The sequence below is a fragment of the Prosthecobacter fluviatilis genome (genome assembly GCF_055388355.1).
In genome coordinates this window covers 4,904,828-4,924,861 of sequence record NZ_AP043782.1, presented here as the reverse complement: position 1 = coordinate 4,924,861, position 20,034 = coordinate 4,904,828, and the positions used below count along the sequence as shown (strand labels likewise).

Below are 20,034 nucleotides of genomic sequence, written 5' to 3'. Positions count from 1 at the left end.
TGCCCCTAGGCTCACGCCAGCACCTTCTCAATCACCTTCCGATCCTCCACCCCCGTCAACCGCTGCGCCAGCCCCTGGTGCAGATAGCTCAGCCGCGAGTGATCAATCCCCATCAGATGCAGAATCGTCGCATGCAAGTCGCTCACATGGCAGCGGTCCTCCACAGCCTTGAAGCCCAGCTCATCCGTCGCACCTATGGCCTGCCCGCCTTTCACGCCAGCTCCCGCCAGCCACATGGAAAAGCCATGCCAGTCATGGTCACGTCCCGGCTTGCCCACGCCCTCGCTCGTCGGCGTGCGGCCAAACTCCCCGCCCCACACCAGCAGCGTCTCCTCCCACAGTCCCGTGCGTTTCAGATCGGCGATTAGCGCGGCTATCGGCTGGTCCGTCTCCCCCGCATGCAGCGTGTGGTTCGTGATGCAGTCATTGTGCCCGTCCCACGTGTCCTCGATATGCCCGCCACCAGAGTACAGCTGGATAAAGCGCACCCCTTTCTCGATCAGCTTGCGTGTGATCAGGCACTTGCGGCCAAATTCCGCCGTGCGTGGGTTGTTCAGTCCATACATCTCGCGCGTGGCTGCGTCTTCGTTGTCCAGATCCACAACGCTCATCGCCTCCGTCTGCATGCGGTAGGCCAGCTCATAGGATTCAATGCGCGCCATCAGCTCCGTCTCCTCAGGGTGCCGCAGCAGGTGCTCTTCGTTCAAGGATTTCAGCAGGTCCAGGCTGCGCCGCTGCGTGCGCTCGCTCGTCCCCTCCGGCGTGGCCAGATCCAGCAACGGCGAGCCCCCGCTGCGAAACAGCGTGCCCTGATATGCCGCAGGCATGTAGCCCGCTGTCCAGTTCGAGGCACTGCCGATCGGTCCGCCACGCGGGTCCGTCATCACGACAAATCCCGGCAGGTCTTGATTCGCCGAACCCAGCCCGTAGTTCAGCCACGAGCCCAGGCTCGGCTTGCCGATGAAGATGCTGCCTGTGTTCATCTGCAGGCAGCCCGAGGCATGTGCCGCCGTATCGGCATGCATCGAGCGAATCACGCACAGGTCATCCGCATGCATCGCCACATGGGGAAACAGGCTGCTGATCTCCAGCCCGCTCCGCCCATGCTTCTTAAACTCAAACGGCGACTGCATCAGATGCCCCACCGCACGTCCGTTCGATCCCACCTTCGCATCCCCCGTATAGGGCATGCCATTGTACTTCTTCAGCGCCGGCTTGGGATCAAACGTGTCCACCTGACTCGGCCCGCCGTTCATAAAGAGAAACACACAATGCTTCGCCTTCGCCACAAAATGCGGCCTCTTCTCAGCCAGCGGCGATGCAGCCATCGCATCCGCCGCCAGCAGATCCGCCAGCGCCAGCCCGGTAAAGCCGCCGGTGGCACGCATCAGGTATTCACGTCGTGTGAGAGGTCGGCTCATGATCATCACTCAGGATAAACAAACTCGTTCAGGTTCAAAATCACACGGCACGCTTGCTCCAGCGGCTGCTCCTGCAGAAACACAAGCATCTTCGCCAGCTCATCGCCCTTGGGCTCCCGGCACAGCGCCAGCTTCCACGCCAGCGCGATCTGCCTCTCCGCATCATCTCCCGCCTCTCGCCTGAGGCGTGCCGCAAAGTGCCGCGCCTGCTCGTTCACAAACTCACCGTTGAACAAGCTCAGCGCCTGCGGTGCCACCGTCGTCACCTGCCGCTGCGGGCAGCTGCTCACGGTGTCGGCAAGATCCAGCGTCTCAAACATCGGCACCACGAGCCCGCGCTTGATAAAGGCATAGATGCTTCGCCTCGACGCCTCGCCCTCATCCGAGGCTTTCCAAACCTTGTCCTTGTCCGTATTCGCTTCCAGCGCCGCCAGCGGAATGCCGGGCTTCATCGCGGGTCCAAATCGTTTCGGGTTCAGCCTGCCACTCACCGCCAGCATCGAGTCTCGAATAGCCTCCACCTCCAGCCGTCGATACTTCATCAGCGCCTCCGATGACCTTCCCATCTGCCACGCCTTGCTGGCCAGGATCAGACGATGCAGCTTCTTCAGCGACCACCCCGCATCGTGCATGAACCAATGCGCCAGCCAGTCCAGCAGTTCCGGATTTTCAGGCGCTGCGCCCATCAGCCCAAAGTCATTCGCCGTGCTCACCAGCCCCTGGCCAAAATGCTGCTGCCACACACGGTTCACCATCACCCGCGCCGTCAGCGGATTTTGCTCGCTCGCCATCCATCGCGCCAGCCCCAGACGCCGCTGCGTGGTCTTGTCATTTGCCGTTGGAAACGGCGGCTGCTCCTTCACCAAGATGGCAGGCACCGCAGGTCCCACCAGATCGCCAAACCGAGTCGGCGATCCACGCACCAGCACATGCGTCTCCGGCGCTTTCGCAGACGGTTCCTTCCACGCATACACCTCCGTGCCATCCACAGCCACCGTCAGCTCCTTGCGTCCATTGGCAGGACGTTGCAGCGGATTAAACACCGCCACCAGGCTGTAATAGTCACGCGTGGCCAGCGGCTCAAACTTGTGATCATGGCAGCGGGCACAGCCGATCGTCAGCCCCAGAAACGCCTGCCCCGTGGTGCTCACGATGTCATCCAGCTGGTCATACCGGTCCGCCGCAGGATCAGCAGGCTCATCATCCCAATGTCCCAGCCTCAGAAACCCGGTGGCAATAACTGATTTTACAGACCTCTCCGCCAGCTCATCGCCTGCCAGCTGCTCCATCACAAAGCGGTTGTACGGCTTGTCCTCATTGAGCGCCTCAATGACGTAGTCTCGGTAGCGCCACACAAAGGGCTTCTCCGCATCACGCTCATAGCCGTTGCTGTCTGCATAGCGCACCACATCCAGCCAGTGCCTCGCCCAGCGCTCGCCGTAATCAGGGCGTTTCAACAGATCATCCACCACCGCGCTCAGATCACCAGATTGGGCAAATCGCACCTGCTCCTCCACCGTGGGTGGCAGCCCCGTCAGATCCAGATGCACCCGCCGTAGCAGCGCCTGCGGACTCGCCTGCCGCACAGCCTCTGCCTTGCCAAACACAAACGCATCAATCGGATTCTTGTGCGCCGACTCCGGCACCGCCACACGCCTCACCGGCTGGAATGCCCAGTGCTCCGAAGGCTTTTTCGGAATCATCTCGTTCTTCGGAAACGGTGCCCCCGCTGCGATCCATTGCTTCATCAGCTCGATCTGCTCCGCACTCAGTCGCTTGCCCTCAGGCGGCATCTGCTCGTCCTCATCATTCGAGACAATCCGCTCCAGCAAAGATTCATGCGCCTCCTTCGGGATCAAAGCCCCCGCATCCAGCCGCAGGTCGCCTTTCTGCTTCACCGTCCCATGGCACGACACACAGCGCTCTTTCAGCAACGGCTTGATGTCCTTCACATAATCCACCGCCATCAGCGGCAGCCCTGTCACCAGCATCCAGACACACCCATGCAGCCCTGCGCGCGGCGCAGATGGCCGGAAGCTGCTGGAGTATGGGTTAGACGTTTGCATGGCTGGCATAGATCATCTGTCACATCAATACGGCCATTCCACACCTCTCTAAATTGAATGTCTGGCCTAATTCATGCATATTTTGGCATGGCCTCAGAGCACGACCCCAACCTCTATTTCAACATTCCAGGCCCTTGGAATGTGAACGCCACACGCCCTGTGCACTGCGATCTGGGGCAGATCGTTTACGCTGGCACCAAGTGGAACAGCCAGGCCACCTACGCCCACGCACCACCGCCGCACTACCTGCGTCCCACCCCCAATTACCTTCTCGTTCTCACGCTGGAAGGCACTGCAGACTACATGGACGACACCGGAGTGCGCTGCGTGTTGCAGCCCGGCACGCTCGTGTGGTCAAAACCCGGCATCAATCAAAGCTACGGCCCCCAGCATGGCGTGCGCTGGAGCGAGCTCTTCCTCTGGTTCAATGGCAGCGTGTTCGACGCCTGGCAGTCTGCTGGTTTCCCCGGCGAGCGCAGCCGTGTGCTGGAGCTCAGCCCCCTTCCTTACTGGACTGACCGACTCCGCCGCATCCTCCAGCCGCCGCCCGATGCACCGGCTCAGACACCTCTCTCCCGCCTCTGCCACTTTCAGCAGTGGCTCGCAGATGCGCTTCAGCAGGATGACGCACGGCACCAGACCACGGAAACCATGCAATGGCGCGAGACCGCTGAGCACATGCTCGCGCGTGGCAGGCTCGGCGCCCCCTCGCTGGAGCAGATCGCGGCAGACCTCGGCATGTCCTACAGCGCCTTCCGCAAACGCTTCCTGCACATGACCGGCAAAAGCCCCGGCGAATTCCGCGCCGACGCCATTGTGCTGCGCGCCTGCTCCCGCCTTCTCGAAAGCAGCCACACCCTCGCCCGCATCGCCGACGACCTCGGCTTCCACGATGCCTTCCATTTCTCCCGCCGCTTCAAACAAGTCGTCGGCATGTCCCCCAAAGACTTCCGCCGTCAGCACCGGCAGCGCTGAGCCACTACACCTCCGGCAGCTCAAACCCGGCGGCATACACTTCCTGCGCCAGCTTGTTCGCCTCGGCGGCAAACTCACCGGTGAATACCTCGTTCACCGGATCAAAGTCCAGCCACGGCCCCACAATGACCTGATCCACCTCGGTGTTGATCTGGTTCGCCGCCAGCGTGGCCAGCATGCCCTCAAACATCGTCTGTCCCATCTTGTCTCCCTGCAGTCGCTCTTTGATCTCCTCGTTCTTCATCGCCTTGCCCAGGCGATACGACGTATTCGCCAGATGCGAGAGCGCCGCCGCCTGCTGCCCATGCCGGATGTGCAGCACATCCTTCGTGTATTTCCCGGCACGCACGGAATCGATGAAGTTCTTCATGTGATCAGGCCCCGTCAGGAAGTTCTCAAACTTCGTGATCGTCTTGCCCTCGTTGTCGTAGGCCTTGGACTCCGCCACATAGCCGCCTTCACAGTGGATGATGTTCCCCGTGCGGATGCCCTTGTAGGGCGGTTCGCCGCTTTTCTTGTCCATGTTCTTCATCGGCAGGCCAAACATGTCCATCAGCAGCGGCACCGGCTCATACGGGTGAAAGGCCAGCTGGCAGTTCGCCGTCTGCCCGTCGTCCACATACCCCCAGCGGTGGCCCAGGCTCATCACACGCTGCGGCAGCACCGCAGGATCATTCAGCGCCCAGCGCGCCACATCGTACTGGTGCGGGCCCTGGTTCCCGATGTCACCATTCCCATACGGCCACTGCCAGTGCCAGTCGTAGTGAAACTGCTTCCTCATGATCGGCAGCACCGGACGCGGCGCAGACCACAGATTGTAGTCCACCGTGGCTGGCGGCTGCTGCGCGGCATCCACTTTGTCGATGCTCAGCCGCATCCCGTGCACCAGCGCATGAGACAGCTTCTTTTTCCCGATGTGCCCCTCGTTCACCCACGCCATCGCCGCAGCCCATCCCAGATCCGACCGCCGCTGCATCCCATGCTGCACGATGATCCCCTTCGCCGCCGCCTTCGTGGCCGCCGCCATCAGCTTGCGCCCCTCCACCAGATTGTGGCACACAGGCTTCTCCACATACACATGCTTGCCATGCTGCAGGGCCGTCAGCGCGATCAGCACATGGCTGTGGTTCGGCGTGGCAATCGTCACCGCATCGATTTCCTTGTCCGCGCAGCACTCACGAAAATCACGATAAGTCTTCACCGTGACATTCAGCTTGGACAGCTCCGCCACCTGCTTGTCGATCACCTCCTGGTCCACATCACACAATGCCACCAGACGCACTCCTGGCACCTTCATCAGCTCCTTGATGTGCCCGCGTCCGCGTCCGCGGAAACCGATCACCGCCACACGCACATCGCCATTCGCCCCTAGCGGTGCCGCCCACGCGGGCATGGATGCCATTCCGGCAAGAGAAGTCTGAAGAAACCGACGACGAGAAGTGATGGGCGCGTTCATAGTGCATCTCATACGTCCGCACCGGGCTTGCCTTTGCGAACTTCATGCCTAGCCATGCAAGATGCAGCCCCTGCCGACCCTCAGCGAAATCGAATCTGCCAAGGCCCTCATCCGCCCGCACATCCGCGAGACCCCCACCTACCGCTGGCCGCTGCTGGAGTCAGGACTCGGCTGCGAACTCTGGCTCAAGCACGAAAACCACACGCCCGTCGGCGCTTTCAAAATCCGTGGCGGTCTCGTTTACATGGACGAGCTCAAGCGCCACCAGCCCGACGTCCCGGGAGTCATCGCCGCCTCCACCGGCAATCACGGCCAGTCCATCGCCTACGCCGCCAGGCGCAATGGCCTGCGCGCCGTCATCGTCGTTCCGCATGGCAACAACCCGGAAAAAAACGCCGCCATGCGCTCTCTCGGTGCCGAGCTGGTCGAGCACGGCCGCGAATTTCAGGAAGCACTCGAATACTCCCGCGAGCTCGCCGCCAGGGAGGAGCTGCACGCCGTTCCCTCCTTCCACTCCTGGCTAGTGCGCGGCGTCGCCACCTATGCCCTGGAGCTCTTTCACTCCGTCGCGGATCTCGATGCCATCTTCGTCCCCATCGGCCTCGGCTCCGGCTTCTGCGGCATTGCATCAGCGCGCGAGGCACTGGGCCTTAAAACCAAAATCATCGGCGTGGTCTCCGCACACGCACCCGCCTACGCCCTCTCCTTCCAGCAGCGTCAGTTCGTCGAGCAGTCCAGCCAGACCCGCGTCGCCGAAGGCGTCGCCTGCAAGACCCCCAACCAGGACGCCCTGCGACACATCCTCCAGCACGCGCACGACATCCTCACCGTCACCGACGAGGAGGCTCTCGCCGCCATGCGCGAGATCATCCAGTCCACCCACAACATCGCCGAAGGCTCCGGTGCCCTCGCCTACGCCGCCCTCAAAAACCACTCCACCGCATGGCAGGGCAAACGCGTCGCCTGCATCCTCTCCGGCGCAAACGCCAGCATGCACATCCTCCGCGAAGCACTCAGCTAAGGACGCTCCACCACCGGCAGCACAATCTGCGATGGATGCTCACGGTCATGATGCACCGTATTCGTAGCGGTCACCGTCCTCCGGTGCTGCTGCAGCGGCTCCCCCGTGTTCGGGTTCACATCAAAACGCGGGAAATTGCTGCTGCTGATGTCCACACGAATCCGGTGCCCCTTCTTGAAGACATTGCTCGTGGGATAGAGCTTGATCGTGATAGGATACACCTTCCCCGGCTGCATCAGCTTCTCCTCCTTCAGCGAATCCCGAAACCGCGCCCGCATGATCCCGTCTGTCAGGTTCAGGTCAAAGCCATGCGGCCAGTCCGCGCTCGGCGGATACACATCCACCAGCTTGGCCGTGAAATCGGTGTCCACGGCGGACGACGAAATCCACAGCTTCACCTCCATCTCACCCGTCACTTCCGTGTCTTCCGCCAGCGGTGCTGTTTGAAACACCAGCACATCACTGCGCGCCGAGAGCGGAATGGGCTTCGTCCAGTTCCAGAACTTGTCACTGCCACGTTGATCCCACGCCCCCTGCTGCATGATGCCATCTCCCGAGGAGATGTTGCCTCCGAGCGTCGGCACCGGATTCTTCGGATCAAACGCATAGCTCTGCGCCGCCGCCTCCACCTTCGGCTTTGCATCACTCAGCAACCCTTCCGGATGCAGATAAAACGGCGTCGCCTTCGCCCGCGCCAGCGGCCACTCATTCTCATCGCGCCACTGCCCGCCATGATTCAGCAGCCCATCCTTCGTCTTGCTGCCATCACCCGTGCCCATCACAAAAAGACGCACCTTCTTCGCAAAGGGAGCCGCCTTGCCCACGCTGTTGTCCAGCCCCTTCATCCAGTGGTCAAACCACTCCTTGCGCCACGCCAGCTGGTCAGCGATGGCCGCCTCCGCGCCAAACTCCACCTGCCCGTGCGCCGACTTGTTCTGCATCCCGTGAATCCACGGTCCCATGATCAGGTACACATCACTTTTGAGCGCCTTGCTTAGCGCCTGAAAATTCGCCGAGGTGTTCCCCGCCCACGAGTCATACCAGCCGCCCACCAGATACACCGGCATGTCCTTGTATCGCTTCGGATCAGCCAGGATGTTGTTCTGCGCCCAGAAGTCATCGTCCTTGCCATGCCGCATCGCCTGGATCAGCCAGTCCTCATACTCCGGCGCCAGCTTCAGCGGCGTGCAACCCGGCCGCAGCGGCAGCAGGGACAGGTAGTCCCACCGGTGGTCCGCCATCTCCTTCAGCTCCACCTGCGTGGCCGGATTCAGCGCCGCATTGCTGCCCTTCCCGGCGTTCAGCATGATCCAGTTCCAGAAGCGCATCTCAAACGCCCCCGCATTCCGCATGCTCTGCCGTCCCATGTTCGACACCGCATCCACCGGGATCACCGTCGTCAGCTCCGGCACCTTCGCCAGCGCCATCGCGTGCTGCGTGCCGCCCACATACGAGGTGCCCACCATCCCGATCTTCCCGTTCGCCCACGGCTGCGCGGCTATCCACGCGGCGCAGTCCGTTCCATCAACGCCATCATCCGTCATCCAGTGCCACACGCCCTCGCTGGCGTAGCGCCCGCGCGTGTCCTGCGCCACAAACACATACCCATGCCTGGCAAAGTACTCGCCATAGCTCTTCGCTCCGTCCTTGTTGTACGGCGTGCGCGTCAGCACCACCGGCAGCTTCTCACTGCTGCCCGCCGGCAGATACACATCCGTGGCCAGCTTCACGCCATCGTGCATCGGCACCATGACGTTTTTCTCCACCTTCACGCCCGCCTCCTGCGCCTGCACATGCAGCCAGGAGACGGCGCAAAGAACCGTGAGCGAAAGCCGGTGCTGCCTCATAAAATCACTCCGCCAGCAGCTTCGTCACCGCCTCTTCCAGCTGGCCGCGTGCATTCGTGCTCACCACCATGCCCTTCTTATTCAGCAGCCACATGGCTGGGATCGATTGAATGCCATACTTGCTGGCGATCTCATTCTGCCAGCCCTTGCCGTCAAAGTACTGCGGCCACTCCATGCCCTTTTCCTTCACAAAGCCTTCCAGCTCCGCCTTGTCCTGATCCAGCGAGATGCCCACGATTTCAAAACCCTTGGCATGCAGCTCCTTGTACGCCTTGATCACGTTCGGCAGTTCGGCCACGCACGGTCCGCACCAGGTGGCCCAGAAGTCCACCAGCACCACCTTGCCCTGCAGCTTGCTCACATCCACCTCACGGCCATCCACAGCGGTAAACTTGAGCTCCAGCGGCTTGGCCTTGAGGTCGGCGCTCGCCTTGATGCTCTTCAGCTTGCCCTCCACCATCTGGTTCATCTTCTCCTCCGGGAAATCTTTCAGATGCTTCTCCGCCTTCGCGGTCCATCCGGCCAGGTCACCGCCGGGAGCCTCGGCGGCTTCCACAGATTCCATCACGCTCACCAAGCTGGCCTGGGATTTGGTTTCCGCTTTGGCATCCGCCGCCTTCACAATGTCATCCAGGCTGATCGCCGGCTTGGGAGCAGGAATTCCGGCCACCTCGCGCACGCGCCCCGTCATTGCTTCAAACAGCGCCGCATCCCAGCGCGCCGGATTGGACGGCCCCGCTTTCAGCGCCGCAGCATACGCGGCATCAAATTCCGTGATCCCCTTCTTGAGCATCGCGATCGCTTCTTCACGCGTCTTGGGCTTCTCCTTCGGATTTTTCACCCCCTCCACGATTTGATTGACCTTCTGCCATTCGGCATCGCCGTCGGCAGCACGCATTGAAGAAGAGACAGCCAGGACAAAAGTCGTGACTCCGAGGCAGAAAAGACGGTGGGCTTTCATGAAGGTGATCAGCCTAAACGGACACAATCCCCCACACCAATCTTTTTACGCAAAGATTTCCATCACACCCTGCTGCACTGCGGTGTGGATCTTTCGCATCAGCATCTCACGCCACCTACTCAGCCAGCAGCTTCTTTACCTGCTCCTCAAGCCCTTCAAAGGCAGTCTTGCTCGCCACCACGCCCTTCTTGTTCAGCAGCCAAGCCGTCGGGATGGACTCGAGTTTGTATTTCATGAACAGCTCATTCTCCGCGCCTTTGCCGTCAAAATACTGCGGCCACTCCATGCCTTTCTCCTTCAAGAAGGCTTCCAGCTCCGCCTTGTCCTGGTCCAGCGAGACGCCGATCACCTCAAAGCCTTTTTCGTGCAGCTCTTTGTAGAGCTTGATCACCTTCGGCAGTTCTTCCACGCACGGTCCACACCATGTGGCCCAGAAGTCGATCAGCACCACCTTGCCCTGCAGCTTGCTCACATCCACCGCACGACCATCCAAAGCCGTGAACTTCAGCTCCAGCGGCGCGGCCTTGGACTTCATGTCCTTGATCCGGTCTTCCACCATCGTGTTCATCTTTTCTCCGGGGAAGTCCTTCAGATGCTTCTCCGCTTTGGCGATCCAGCCCTCCACATCGCCTCCCGCTTCCGCAGCTTTGTCAGAGGCGATCATCACACTCGCCAGGCTGGCCTGCGATTTCGTCTCGGGTTTCGCATCCTCGGCTTTGACGATCTCATCCAGACTGATCGCCTCCTTCTCAGGCCCGGCCACGCCAGCCATCCCACGCACACGTCCCAGCATGGCTGCAAACAGTGCCGCGTCCCAGCGGGCGGGGTTGTTCGGTCCGGCTTTCAAAGCCGCCGCATAGCTCGCGTCAAATTCGGCCAGCCCATTCTTCAGCAAGGCGATCGCCGCATCACGCGACTGCGGCTTGTCCTTCGGATCTTTGATCGCTGCGATGGCTTCATTGACCTTCTGCCATTCAGCATCGCCGTCAGCGGCATGAAGGGAGAGTGAAAAACCCAGGGCAAGAGCCAGGGCGCAGGCGCGAAAAATTGGATGGACGTTCATTGAGAATGCAGGGAAGCCTAAACGGGCTGGATCCAGGCAACCAATCCTTTTACGCAAAGATTTCCGTCACCGCCTTTCCTTTTCCATCCTCCGTCACGTAGAAAGGCCGTCCCTCGATCTCAAATTCCGTCTTCGGGCTGATGCCCATCGCCGTCATGATCGTGGCATGCAGGTCCATCACACTCACGGGATTCTTCGTGGCAATCAGCGGCCTCTCATCGGCCGTCTCTCCATACAGGTGCCCCTTCTTCACGCCGCCGCCAAACATCACCACGCTCGTCCCGCCGGTAAAGTGGCGGTGCAGCCCGTAGTGCTTCATCTCACTCAGCGTATCCACCTTGAAGGTCGTCTGATCGTTCGCATTCGACCCCGGCTTGCCCTCCATCAGCGCATCACGGCTGAACTCGCTCGCGATGATAATCAGCGTGCGGTCCAGCAGCCCCTTCGCCTCCAGGTCACGCACGAGCTGCGAGATCGGCATGTCAATCTCCTTGTGCATCGCATCCACCGTCGTGTGGCCGTCCTTGTGCGTGTCCCACTGGAAAAACGGCACATACTCCGTGGTCACCTCCACAAACCGCGTCCCTGCCTCCACCAGCCGCCGCGCCAGCAGGCATCCGCGCCCAAAGCGCCCCGTGTCATACTTTGCGTAGCTCTCCTTCGGCTCCAGCGTAATGTCAAAGGCCTCCCTTTCCTTCGCGCTCAGCAGGCGGCACGCGTTGTCCATGCTGCGCAGCATCGACTCCTGCTGGTAGTCGCTCATAAACTCCCGCTGCGGGCTCTGGTCCACCAGCTTGCGGAAAAGCCGGTCCCGGTTCGCAAAGCGGTTCGCGTCCATCCCCTTCGGCGGCTTGACCGACTGCGCCGCCTCTTCCGGGAAGGGCAGGTTCATCGGCCCAAACTCGCTGCCAAAAAATCCCGCTGTCGTAAAGGCCTTCAGCTCCTCGCTTTCGCCCACGCCTTCCAGGCGCTGGCCGATGTTGATGAAGGCAGGCATCACCGGATTGCGCGGCCCAAGCACCTTCGCCATCCACGCACCGATGTGCGGACACGCCACAGTCTGCGGCGGCACATAGCCCGTGTGCCAGTGATACTGATGCCGCGAATGAAGAATGCTCCCCAGGTCCGGTTGCACCGCGCTGCGGATCAGCGTCGCCCGGTCCATCACGTGCGCGATGTTTTCCAGCCCCTGGCAGATTTTGATCCCGTCCACGCTCGTGTTGATCGCCGGAAACGTGCTCAGCATCCGCTTCACCTCCAGCCCCTTCTCAAAGGGCAGATAGCCCTTCGGGTCAAACGTGTCCGGCGCCGCCATGCCACCCGCCATCCACAGCAGGATGCACGCATCCGCCTTTGCTGGCGGGTGCGTCACCTTGTCGCCAGACTTCGCCCAGATGGCACGCGGCTCGCCCGTCATCCACGCAGCAGTGCCGGCTGCCGCCAGTTTCTTCAGGAAATCGCGGCGCACCAAGTGCTCGGGCAGGGAGGGATCAAATTCGTGCATGGCAGTACCAGTAAAACGCTCCCAGAATCACTTCGCTGGCTCATTTTTCTTCTTTCCCGGCCCGCGAGGCGGATCGCCCGGCATGCCCGAGTGCATCTTTCCCGCGGATGGGTCATGCGGCCCTTCCGGCAGCGTTTTGGCCCACGCCATCACCTTCTCGGCCAGCTTTTCCACCACCTCAGGATGATGCTCGGCCACGTTGTTCAGCTGCGTCAGGTCCTTCGTCACGTCATACAGCTCCACGCGGCTCCGGTCAGGGTTCACCAGCAGCTTCCAGTCCCCTTCACGGATTGCCAGCTCCGGGCTGTGGTGAAAGGGCTCGCCCGCGATGTTAAACCGCCACTCCCACATCAGTGGCTTGCTGCGTGGGCGCGCGACTCCTGTCATCACGTCGCTCACATCCTCCCCGTCCAGCGCATGCCCTTCAGGAATTTGCACCCCCGCCACTTTGCAGATCGTCGGCAGCCAGTCCACACCGGCCAGCACAGCTTTATCATTGATCTGCCCTGCAGGCACCTTGCCCGGCCAGCGCACGATGCCTGGCACGCGAATGCCCCCTTCATACAGGCTGCGCTTGCGCCCGCGAAAAGGCCCCGCGCTTCCCACACCGCTGTGTCCTGCATTGCCGATGTGGATGTCCTCCGGCCCGTTGTCGCTGCTAAAAAGAATCAGCGTGTTCTTGTCTTTGCCCATCTTCTCCAGCCCCGCCATCAGCCTGCCGACCTGTGTGTCCAGGTCCGTCACACTCGCGGCGAAGACCTCCATCGCAGCCGCCAGTGGAAAGTCCTTCCCACCCGCCCTCAGATGCACATATGCCCTCATCTGCTCAGGCGTCGGGTTCAGCGTCGCATGCGGCACCAGCGTCCAGAGCTGGAGATAGAACGGCCTGTCACCCGCCTGCCCGATAAACCTGAGCGCCTCATCTACAAACAGGGCCGTGGACTTGGCGCGGAAATACGGATCAGCTGCAGGCCCGTTTGCGCCCTCTTTCTCAGACGTACCCACATAGTCGAAACCATACTGACCGATCTCCGGCCCGCCAGAGCCATTGCCCAAATGCCACTTGCCGATATGCGCCGTCGTGTAGCCGGCGGTCTTCAGCAGCAGCGCCGCGTTCGGCACCTGCGGCTCCAGCCAGTTGGACATGCCACGTGCCTCGTTCTGCTGCGGCGTGGCGTAGTGCCCGTGGATGCGATGCCTGGCCGGATACTGCCCGGTAAAAAAGGCGCAGCGGCTCGGCGAGCACACCGAGGCGTTCACGTAGAACTGCGTGTACACCGTCCCCTGCTTTGCCATCCTGTCCAGGTTCGGCGTGCGGATGATCCGGTTGCCATAGCATCCAAGATCTCCCCAGCCCAGGTCATCGGCCAGGATGAAGAGGATGTTCGGCCTGTCCGCGGCAGCGGCGGAAATCGAGATCAGCAGGAGAAAGGCGAAAATGCAGCGCATGGCTGCCGCAAACGATGCCAGGCACCTCAAACTGTCACCAATGCCCCCAAGATTCCACGATTGACGCGCGTCCTCCTCTCCGCCATTTCCATACTGTGCTCGTCAGTCTCCACCATCTGCTGTTTGTGCTGCTGCCCCTGGCCTTGGCGGCCCGCCACATCATCCGGCCGCGACCGGACACGCTTGCCATGTCACATGGCGTCACCCGCTTCTGCCTCGGGGTCGGAAAATGGGTGCTGCTGGTCGATCCCCTGTGGCATCTGGCAGACATGACCTTCCGTGGCGGGCCCGAAAGCCTCGGCACCAGTGTGGCTTGGATGGGCTTTCTGGGCCTGCTGCTCAGCCTGCATTTCGCTGCCACCGCCGCTGGCGACACACTCGCCGGGCTCGGCGGCATGTTTGGCTTTCCAGTGTCTGACCTGGTGCAGGAGACGCTGTCGCTGCGGCGCTTCACCCAGGGAAAATGGCTGCGCCTGACCGCCCTCCTCCTGGCGGCCACCGTTCTGGCGGCCCTGCTCCTGACAGCCTCGTTCAACGACACCTGGCTGCATCTGAAGGCACTCTTCTCACCTCCGGCGCGGACAGCTTCCAGCGTGCTCCAGCAGGCACGCGTGCGCACAGACTTTCATGTGCTGACGATCGTCGCAGCACTTGCCAGCCTTGTCGCCCTGCCTCACTCACGTGATTTCCTGCGCGAGCCTGCCCCCTGGAAGGCTACCCTCTGCATCCTCATTTTCACCCTTGCTGCGGCAATGCTGTGGACGCATGCCGCCCCTGTGTCATGAAACCGCTGCCTCCACGAATCGACCCGGCAAAGCGTACGCCAGTCCCTCCAAGCCCGGAGCTAACCCCCCGGGCGGCGCAAAATATCGTCCGCGTGTTTGCTCTTCTGCTGGCCGTCCCCCTGCTGTTCGAAGCAGCCTCCTGGTTTACCTCTTCCAGGACCAATCTGGCGGCCGCCACCGTGCGTAGCGGTGTGCAGTGGCTGCTGATGCACGCCCTCAATGAAGGCAACCGCACAGTCTTTCTCGGCCGTGACGGCTGGCTTTTCGACCACCAAGAACTCGACCGGCTGGCCCATGCCAAGCGTGCGGGCAATGACGTGCATTCCGGACTGATCCGCCTCGCGGCTCAGTTGAAAGCACAGGACACCCAGCTGCTGGTCATCACCATTCCAGACCGCGCCACGCTCTACCCTGAAAAAATACGCCCCGGCCGCTATCTGGACGTGATCCGCCTGAAGGACGAGGCTGGCAGCCTGGCCGCCTTGAAAGCCGCAGGAGCCGATGTGCTGGACATGACCGACGGCCTCTGGGATTTCCGTGACAAAAAGCCGGTTTTTTATGCCCATGACAGCCACTGGACCCCTGAGGCCATGAAGGCTGTGGCGCTGGCGGTTCACAAGCATGTGCGCGAAAAATTCCCCCGGCTGAGCAGCGCCGAGACACCTGTCATCAATGCCAGCATTCTCGAACACACCGACCCAGGCGATCTGGCACGCAGGCTCGATCCGCTCCATGCATCCACTTTGCTGGGGGTGGAAAAAGCCGATCTGGTTTCCATCCAAGGCCTCCCGCAGAGCATCAAGTCTCCAGTTGTTCTCCACGGTGGCGACCTCATGAGGGTCTATGATGATGCTCAGCTCAGTTTTGGCGGCGGCAGGTCGCCGGACGCGGGCTTTGCCACACAGTTCGCCACATTGTTAGGACGCCCGCTGGATGTCAGAGGCATGCCACAGCCTGGAGAAAGCTACGATGACAAGAAGCTTGTCATCATTTTGTTGCCGATGGCTGAACTGGTGCCGTAAGTTTGCCCATCCATGCTCAGGCTCCTCCTCCACTTTTTTTTCGGCGGCGTTTTTGTCTATGCCGGGCTTTTGAAGGTGGCGGACCCCATGTCTTTTCTGGATGACATCCGCAGCTTCGACCTTCTCGGAGATCCCTGGGCCGCCTGGCTGGCCATGGGGCTTCCCTGGCTGGAAATTTTCGCCGGACTGTCCGTGATGAGCGGTCTCCTGCGTCCCGGAGGGTTGCTGATTTTGAACGGATCACTGCTCATCTTCCTCGTCGCCATCAGCATCTCCTGGTGGCGCGGCATCGACATCCGCTGCGGCTGCTTCGGCCACGCAGACGCCACCTCCAACTATCGCGACCTCATCCTGCGGGACATCCTGCTGCTCATCAGCGGACTCGTCCTGGTATGGCACGGCAAGCCCAGATCCAAAGCATGAGCACCGGACTCAAATACCACTTTGCCTCGGACAACACCTCCGGCATCTGTCCTGAGGCCTGGCAGGCTCTGGAGGAGGCCAACTCTGGCTACCAGCCCAGCTACGGCGCAGACACCATCACCAGCGAGGCCTGCGAAACCTTCCGCAGCTTCTTTGAAACCGACTGCGACGTCTATTTCGTCTTCAACGGCACCGCGGCCAATTCGCTCTCCCTCGCCACTCTCTGCCAGAGCTACCACAGCATCATCACCGCGCAGGAGGCCCATGTGGAGACGGATGAATGCGGTGCACCGGAGTTCTTCAGCCACGGCTCCAAGATCCTCCTCGCCCGCAGCCCCCTGGGAAAACTCGACCCCTCCGATGTCGAGCGCCTCGCCACCAGTCGCTCCGACGTCCACTTCCCCAAGCCCCGCGCCCTCAGCCTCAGCCAGAGCACCGAGCTTGGCACTGTCTACCGCCCAGGCGAAGTCAAAGGCCTCGGCGCTGTCGCGCGGCAGCACGGCCTCTCCATCCACATGGACGGCGCTCGCTTCTTCAATGCCCTCACCGGCCTGAATTGCGCCCCCGCAGACATCACCTGGCGTGCAGGCGTGGACGTCCTCTGCTGCGGCGGCACCAAGCTCGGCATGGCCGTCACCGAAGCCGTCGTCTTTTTCAACAAGGAGCTCTCCCAGGAGTTCGCCTACCGCTGCAAGCAGGCCGGACAGCTCTGCTCCAAAATGCGCTTCATCTCCGCCCAGTGGCTCCGCATCCTGCGAAACGACACCTGGCGCAAGCACGCTCAAAACGGCAACACCCTAGCACGGCGCCTCGCAGACGCCCTCGGCCACCTCCCCGGTGTGCAGATTCTCTACCCCGTGGATGCCAACGCCGTCTTCGCCAGACTGCCTGAAAAAATGAAGGAAGCACTCAAGGCGCGCGGCTGGGTCTTCTACAGCTTCATCGGCGGCGGTTCCCGCCTCATGTGCTCCTGGCGCACCACCGAAGCAGACGTGGACGCCTTCGTCTCTGACGCCGCATCGGCCGCCTGACCTCGCCTGTTTTACAATCCCTCAGGCTCGTCGCTGTCCGCCTTATTCTCCTGATCCTGCGCCACGGCAGAGCTCCGCTGGAAATGCAGCTGCAGCACACGCCGCAGATCCGCCTTCGTCGTCGTCACCTCATAGTCCTCGATCGTCACCTTCTCTCCCACCTTCGGCAGATGCCCCAGCAGGTGCGTCACATAGCCGCCGATGGTCGTCACCTCATCGCTCTCCAGTTCAATACCCGTCTGGTCCGCCAGCTCATAGAGATTGAATGTCCCTTCGACCGTAAACTCGTTTTCATTGATGCGGCGGAACTCGCTCACCTCGTGGTCAAACTCATCCTGAATGTCGCCCACGATCTCCTCCAGCACATTGTCCAGCGTCACGATGCCCACCGCTCCGCCAAACTCATCCACCGCCAGCGCCACATGCACATGCTTGTCCAGAAAGAAGCGCAGCAGCTTGTCGATCGGCATCATCTCCGGCACCATGTGCAGCGTCCGCATGATCTTGCGCAGGTCCGGCTGCGGCTGCCCGATCAGGCTGAGCAGATCCTTGATGTGAATGATGCCGATCGCGTGATCCAGGTGACCCTCCACCAGCGGGTAGCGCGTGTGCTTGGTGTCGATCGCGATCTTGAGATTGGCCTCAAACGTCTCGTCCGCGTCCAGAGACACCACCTGGTTGCGCGGCGTCATCACATCACGCACGCAGCGGTCATTCAGCGCCAGCGCGTTGAGCAGAATGTCCTTCTCTGTCTCCGTCACCTCCTTGGACTTCTGGCTTTCCGCCACGATGTGCCGCAGCTCTTCTTCAGAATGGGCGATCTCATGCTCGGAGACAGCGCTGATGCCCATCGTCCGCAGCACAAGGTTCGTGCTCGCGCTCAGTATCCAGATCGCCGGCTTGAGCACGACGTAAAACAGATGCAACGGCCGCGCGATCAGCAGCGTCATCGGCAGGGATTTGCGGATCGCCAGCACCTTCGGCGTCTGCTCCCCCAGCACCACATGCAGGTAGGTCACAATCGCATACGCGATGCCGATCGAGGTCCAGCGGATCACCGTCTCGCTGACAATGCCGATTTTAAAAAGCATCGGCTGCACCACGATGGCCACAAACGGCTCGCCAAAAATACCCAGCGCAATGCTCGTCAGCGTGATGCCCAGCTGCCCGGCGGAAAGGTACGCATCCAGGTTGCGCGTCACATTTTGCGCAAACTTCGCCCCGCGCGTCCCCTCATCAATCGCAGCCTGCAGCTGACTGTCCCGGACTTTCACGATCGCAAACTCCGCCGCCACAAAAAAGGCGTTGAGCAGCACGATCAGCAGCACAATCACGGCCTGCCAGAAAAGCTCCGAAGAGGTGAAACTCCACTCGCGCACGAGTTCAGCGGAGGCGTTGGCGAGCAGGAGTGTCATGAGGCGGCGCGGTCAGACGTTCACAGCTTCTCGTAGTTACCATCACATCTCTTTTCGAGGATGGTGAAGCCGGCGGCTTTCGCGTCGGAAACAGAAAGGGGTTTGGTGATCTTCGGTGTGTTGAAGCCCGAAATAAGTTTTTTGACCGGCTGCTTGCACAGCGGGCAGTTTTCCAGCGCAGGCCTGCTGAGAGGCCTACGCAGATCAAAGCCTCTGCGGCACGCAGGGCATCCTTTTTCCGGGTCTTCAGCGATGTAGGAGTAGGTAGGCATCTACAATAAAATATAAACGCTCCGCCTCTCCATGCAGCCGGAGAAAGCCCCGGCTGCAAGTTCGGACATGACTTTTACCAGCTGGACTTCGTCACCCCGGGGATCATTCCCTGGGAGGCGAGTTCGCGGAAGGTCATACGGGACATCTGGAAGCGGCGGATGAACGCACGACGACGGCCGGAAACGCGGCAGCGGTTGATCAGACGGGTCGGACTTGCGTCACGTGGAAGCATGGAGAGGCCGACGTAGTCGCCTTTCTCCTTGAGTTCAGCACGGAGTTTAGCGTACTTTTCGACAGTTTTACGTTTGCGCTTGTCGCGCTCGAGCCAGCATGTTTTTGCCATAGGGGCGCGGAGTCTGCCTCAAAGCCTTCTTTTCGCAAGAGAAAATTTCCACTGGCGCTGCCTCTGTTTCACGCTAAAAACCCCTTACTATGGTCATCTTTTACGGAATGTGTCTCGCTGCCTGCCTCCTTTTCTGCGGAGTTCTCGCTTTCACCTACTTGGTGAAAGGCTGAATCAGGCTGCGTCAGTGTCACTTATAAAGAAACGTCGTCAGCGGGCTGGTGGCTGAGGCCTCCATCGATCCCTCGCTGACTCCGATCTCATAGGCACTGCGTCCTGCCTCGACGCTCATTTTGAATGCTTTAGCCATTCGCACGGGGTCAGACGCCACCGCGATCGCTGTATTCACCAGCACAGCGTCTGCACCCATCTCAAAGGCCTCGGCCGCATGACTTGGCGCTCCGATTCCGGCGTCCACCACCACCGGCACCGTCGCCTGCGTGATGATGATCTCGATCTGCCGCCGCGTCGTAATTCCTTGGTGTGAACCAATCGGCGATCCTAGCGGCATCACCGTCGCCGTGCCCACATCCTGCAGTCTGCGGGCCAAAACGGGGTCCGCATTGATGTAGGGCAGCACAGTAAACCCTTCTTTCACAAGCACTTCAGCTGCTTTCAGCGTCTCGATCGGGTCTGGCAGCAGGTAGCGCGGGTCCGGGTGGATCTCCAGCTTTACCCAGTTTGGCAGCCCTGCGGCCACCGCCAGCCTGGCCAGCCGCACGGCCTCCTCCGCATTCATCGCCCCGCTGGTGTTCGGCAGCAGCAGCACGTTTTTCGGGATGAAGTCGAGGATGTTCGCAAAGGGGTCCCCCTTGCCAGAAAGATCCGCACGCCGCAGCGCCACCGTCACAATCTCCGTCTCCGACGCCACAATCGCATCTCTCATCAGCTCCCCGCTGGCAAACTTCCCCGTGCCCAGCATGAGACGGGAGTTAAACTGACGGTTGGCAATGATGAGAGGTTGATTGGACACAGGAAG

Annotated in this window: 18 protein-coding genes; 6 read left to right on the top strand and 12 right to left on the bottom strand. The window is 61.1% G+C overall.

Translation table 11 applies throughout. The annotated features are described in order from the left end of the window. Nucleotides 1–11: 11 nt before the first annotated feature. Together ACZ5WW_RS19275 and ACZ5WW_RS19270 are read right to left on the bottom strand one after the other, a co-directional pair. Entirely contained in the window at nt 12–1,421 is a 1,410-nt protein-coding gene (locus tag ACZ5WW_RS19275) for a DUF1501 domain-containing protein (RefSeq protein WP_377169002.1), read from the bottom strand. Between the two features lie 5 nt (nt 1,422–1,426). Next, nucleotides 1,427–3,487, bottom strand: a complete 2,061-nt coding sequence (locus tag ACZ5WW_RS19270) for a DUF1553 domain-containing protein (protein WP_377169000.1) — start codon at nt 3,485–3,487, stop codon at nt 1,427–1,429. Nucleotides 3,488–3,574: 87 nt separating this feature from the next. Here ACZ5WW_RS19270 and ACZ5WW_RS19265 point away from each other — a divergent pair, with 87 nt between their 5' ends. After that, entirely contained in the window at nt 3,575–4,462 is an 888-nt protein-coding gene (locus tag ACZ5WW_RS19265) for a helix-turn-helix domain-containing protein (RefSeq protein WP_377168998.1), read from the top strand. Between the two features lie 4 nt (nt 4,463–4,466). Here ACZ5WW_RS19265 and ACZ5WW_RS19260 read toward each other — a convergent pair whose 3' ends face one another. After that, nucleotides 4,467–5,864 (bottom strand): Gfo/Idh/MocA family protein, encoded by a 1,398-nt coding sequence (locus ACZ5WW_RS19260; protein ID WP_377168996.1) that lies wholly within the window; start codon nt 5,862–5,864, stop codon nt 4,467–4,469. Nucleotides 5,865–5,979: 115 nt separating this feature from the next. Between ACZ5WW_RS19260 and ACZ5WW_RS19255 the strand changes: the two genes are divergently transcribed. Further along, the gene (locus ACZ5WW_RS19255) at nt 5,980–6,939 is read left to right on the top strand and encodes a threonine dehydratase (protein ID WP_377168994.1); all 960 of its coding nucleotides are present in this window, start codon (nt 5,980–5,982) and stop codon (nt 6,937–6,939) included. Here the strand turns inward: ACZ5WW_RS19255 and ACZ5WW_RS19250 are convergent. The 5 genes from ACZ5WW_RS19250 to ACZ5WW_RS19230 form a co-directional block, all read right to left on the bottom strand. Then, nucleotides 6,936–8,786 (bottom strand): CocE/NonD family hydrolase, encoded by a 1,851-nt coding sequence (locus ACZ5WW_RS19250; RefSeq protein ID WP_377168992.1) that lies wholly within the window; start codon nt 8,784–8,786, stop codon nt 6,936–6,938. The two genes, ACZ5WW_RS19255 and ACZ5WW_RS19250, sit on opposite strands and share 4 nt — an antisense overlap. A gap of 4 nt (nt 8,787–8,790) precedes the next feature. Continuing rightward, nucleotides 8,791–9,747, bottom strand: coding sequence for a TlpA family protein disulfide reductase (locus ACZ5WW_RS19245; protein ID WP_377168990.1), 957 nt, complete (start codon nt 9,745–9,747; stop codon nt 8,791–8,793). A 115-nt stretch (nt 9,748–9,862) separates the two neighbouring features. Beyond that, the gene (locus ACZ5WW_RS19240; RefSeq protein ID WP_377168988.1) at nt 9,863–10,810 is read right to left on the bottom strand and encodes a TlpA family protein disulfide reductase; all 948 of its coding nucleotides are present in this window, start codon (nt 10,808–10,810) and stop codon (nt 9,863–9,865) included. A gap of 49 nt (nt 10,811–10,859) precedes the next feature. Next, nucleotides 10,860–12,314, bottom strand: a complete 1,455-nt coding sequence (locus tag ACZ5WW_RS19235) for a DUF1501 domain-containing protein (RefSeq protein ID WP_377168986.1) — start codon at nt 12,312–12,314, stop codon at nt 10,860–10,862. Nucleotides 12,315–12,341: 27 nt separating this feature from the next. Then, nucleotides 12,342–13,763 (bottom strand): sulfatase family protein, encoded by a 1,422-nt coding sequence (locus tag ACZ5WW_RS19230; protein ID WP_377168984.1) that lies wholly within the window; start codon nt 13,761–13,763, stop codon nt 12,342–12,344. A 95-nt stretch (nt 13,764–13,858) separates the two neighbouring features. On the opposite strand from ACZ5WW_RS19230, the gene ACZ5WW_RS19225 reads away from it, so the two are divergent. From ACZ5WW_RS19225 to ACZ5WW_RS19210, 4 genes are all read left to right on the top strand, one after another. After that, nucleotides 13,859–14,548 (top strand): hypothetical protein, encoded by a 690-nt coding sequence (locus ACZ5WW_RS19225; protein WP_377168982.1) that lies wholly within the window; start codon nt 13,859–13,861, stop codon nt 14,546–14,548. Nucleotides 14,549–14,640: 92 nt separating this feature from the next. Then, entirely contained in the window at nt 14,641–15,570 is a 930-nt protein-coding gene (locus ACZ5WW_RS19220) for an alginate O-acetyltransferase AlgX-related protein (RefSeq protein ID WP_377168980.1), read from the top strand. A gap of 12 nt (nt 15,571–15,582) precedes the next feature. Continuing rightward, complete coding sequence (locus tag ACZ5WW_RS19215; protein WP_377168978.1) at nt 15,583–15,993, top strand: MauE/DoxX family redox-associated membrane protein; 411 nt, start codon at nt 15,583–15,585, stop codon at nt 15,991–15,993. Continuing rightward, nucleotides 15,990–17,024 carry a threonine aldolase family protein gene (locus ACZ5WW_RS19210; RefSeq protein WP_377168976.1) on the top strand — a complete coding sequence of 345 codons (1,035 nt, stop codon included), beginning with the start codon at nt 15,990–15,992 and terminating at the stop codon, nt 17,022–17,024. Before ACZ5WW_RS19215 ends, ACZ5WW_RS19210 begins: the two co-directional genes overlap by 4 nt. An 11-nt stretch (nt 17,025–17,035) precedes the next feature. Here ACZ5WW_RS19210 and ACZ5WW_RS19205 read toward each other — a convergent pair whose 3' ends face one another. From ACZ5WW_RS19205 to ACZ5WW_RS19190, 4 genes are all read right to left on the bottom strand, one after another. Beyond that, nucleotides 17,036–18,439: a hemolysin family protein gene (locus tag ACZ5WW_RS19205; protein ID WP_377168974.1), complete on the bottom strand. Its 1,404-nt coding sequence runs from the start codon at nt 18,437–18,439 to the stop codon at nt 17,036–17,038. 20 nt (nt 18,440–18,459) lie between these two features. Next, nucleotides 18,460–18,711 (bottom strand): FmdB family zinc ribbon protein, encoded by a 252-nt coding sequence (locus ACZ5WW_RS19200; protein WP_377168972.1) that lies wholly within the window; start codon nt 18,709–18,711, stop codon nt 18,460–18,462. Between the two features lie 74 nt (nt 18,712–18,785). Next, nucleotides 18,786–19,055: a 30S ribosomal protein S14 gene (rpsN, locus tag ACZ5WW_RS19195; protein ID WP_377168970.1), complete on the bottom strand. Its 270-nt coding sequence runs from the start codon at nt 19,053–19,055 to the stop codon at nt 18,786–18,788. Nucleotides 19,056–19,245: 190 nt separating this feature from the next. Then, a complete protein-coding gene (locus tag ACZ5WW_RS19190; RefSeq protein ID WP_377168968.1) occupies nt 19,246–20,028 on the bottom strand; it encodes a thiazole synthase in 783 nt (260 codons plus the stop codon). Nucleotides 20,029–20,034 lie beyond the last annotated feature (6 nt).

Excerpts from the sequence above, each read along its gene's own strand:
- ACZ5WW_RS19275 (WP_377169002.1), bottom strand. The coding sequence starts at position 1,421 with ATGAGCCGACCTCTCACACGACGTGAATACCTGATGCGTGCCACCGGC.
- ACZ5WW_RS19270 (WP_377169000.1), bottom strand. The coding sequence starts at position 3,487 with ATGCAAACGTCTAACCCATACTCCAGCAGCTTCCGGCCATCTGCGCCG.
- ACZ5WW_RS19265 (WP_377168998.1), top strand. The coding sequence starts at position 3,575 with ATGGCCTCAGAGCACGACCCCAACCTCTATTTCAACATTCCAGGCCCT.
- ACZ5WW_RS19260 (WP_377168996.1), bottom strand. The coding sequence starts at position 5,864 with ATGGCATCCATGCCCGCGTGGGCGGCACCGCTAGGGGCGAATGGCGAT.
- ACZ5WW_RS19255 (WP_377168994.1), top strand. The coding sequence starts at position 5,980 with ATGCAGCCCCTGCCGACCCTCAGCGAAATCGAATCTGCCAAGGCCCTC.
- ACZ5WW_RS19250 (WP_377168992.1), bottom strand. The coding sequence starts at position 8,786 with ATGAGGCAGCACCGGCTTTCGCTCACGGTTCTTTGCGCCGTCTCCTGG.
- ACZ5WW_RS19245 (WP_377168990.1), bottom strand. The coding sequence starts at position 9,747 with ATGAAAGCCCACCGTCTTTTCTGCCTCGGAGTCACGACTTTTGTCCTG.
- ACZ5WW_RS19240 (WP_377168988.1), bottom strand. The coding sequence starts at position 10,810 with ATGAACGTCCATCCAATTTTTCGCGCCTGCGCCCTGGCTCTTGCCCTG.
- ACZ5WW_RS19235 (WP_377168986.1), bottom strand. The coding sequence starts at position 12,314 with ATGCACGAATTTGATCCCTCCCTGCCCGAGCACTTGGTGCGCCGCGAT.
- ACZ5WW_RS19230 (WP_377168984.1), bottom strand. The coding sequence starts at position 13,763 with ATGCGCTGCATTTTCGCCTTTCTCCTGCTGATCTCGATTTCCGCCGCT.
- ACZ5WW_RS19215 (WP_377168978.1), top strand. The coding sequence starts at position 15,583 with ATGCTCAGGCTCCTCCTCCACTTTTTTTTCGGCGGCGTTTTTGTCTAT.
- ACZ5WW_RS19210 (WP_377168976.1), top strand. The coding sequence starts at position 15,990 with ATGAGCACCGGACTCAAATACCACTTTGCCTCGGACAACACCTCCGGC.
- ACZ5WW_RS19205 (WP_377168974.1), bottom strand. The coding sequence starts at position 18,439 with ATGACACTCCTGCTCGCCAACGCCTCCGCTGAACTCGTGCGCGAGTGG.
- ACZ5WW_RS19200 (WP_377168972.1), bottom strand. The coding sequence starts at position 18,711 with ATGCCTACCTACTCCTACATCGCTGAAGACCCGGAAAAAGGATGCCCT.
- rpsN (WP_377168970.1), bottom strand. The coding sequence starts at position 19,055 with ATGGCAAAAACATGCTGGCTCGAGCGCGACAAGCGCAAACGTAAAACT.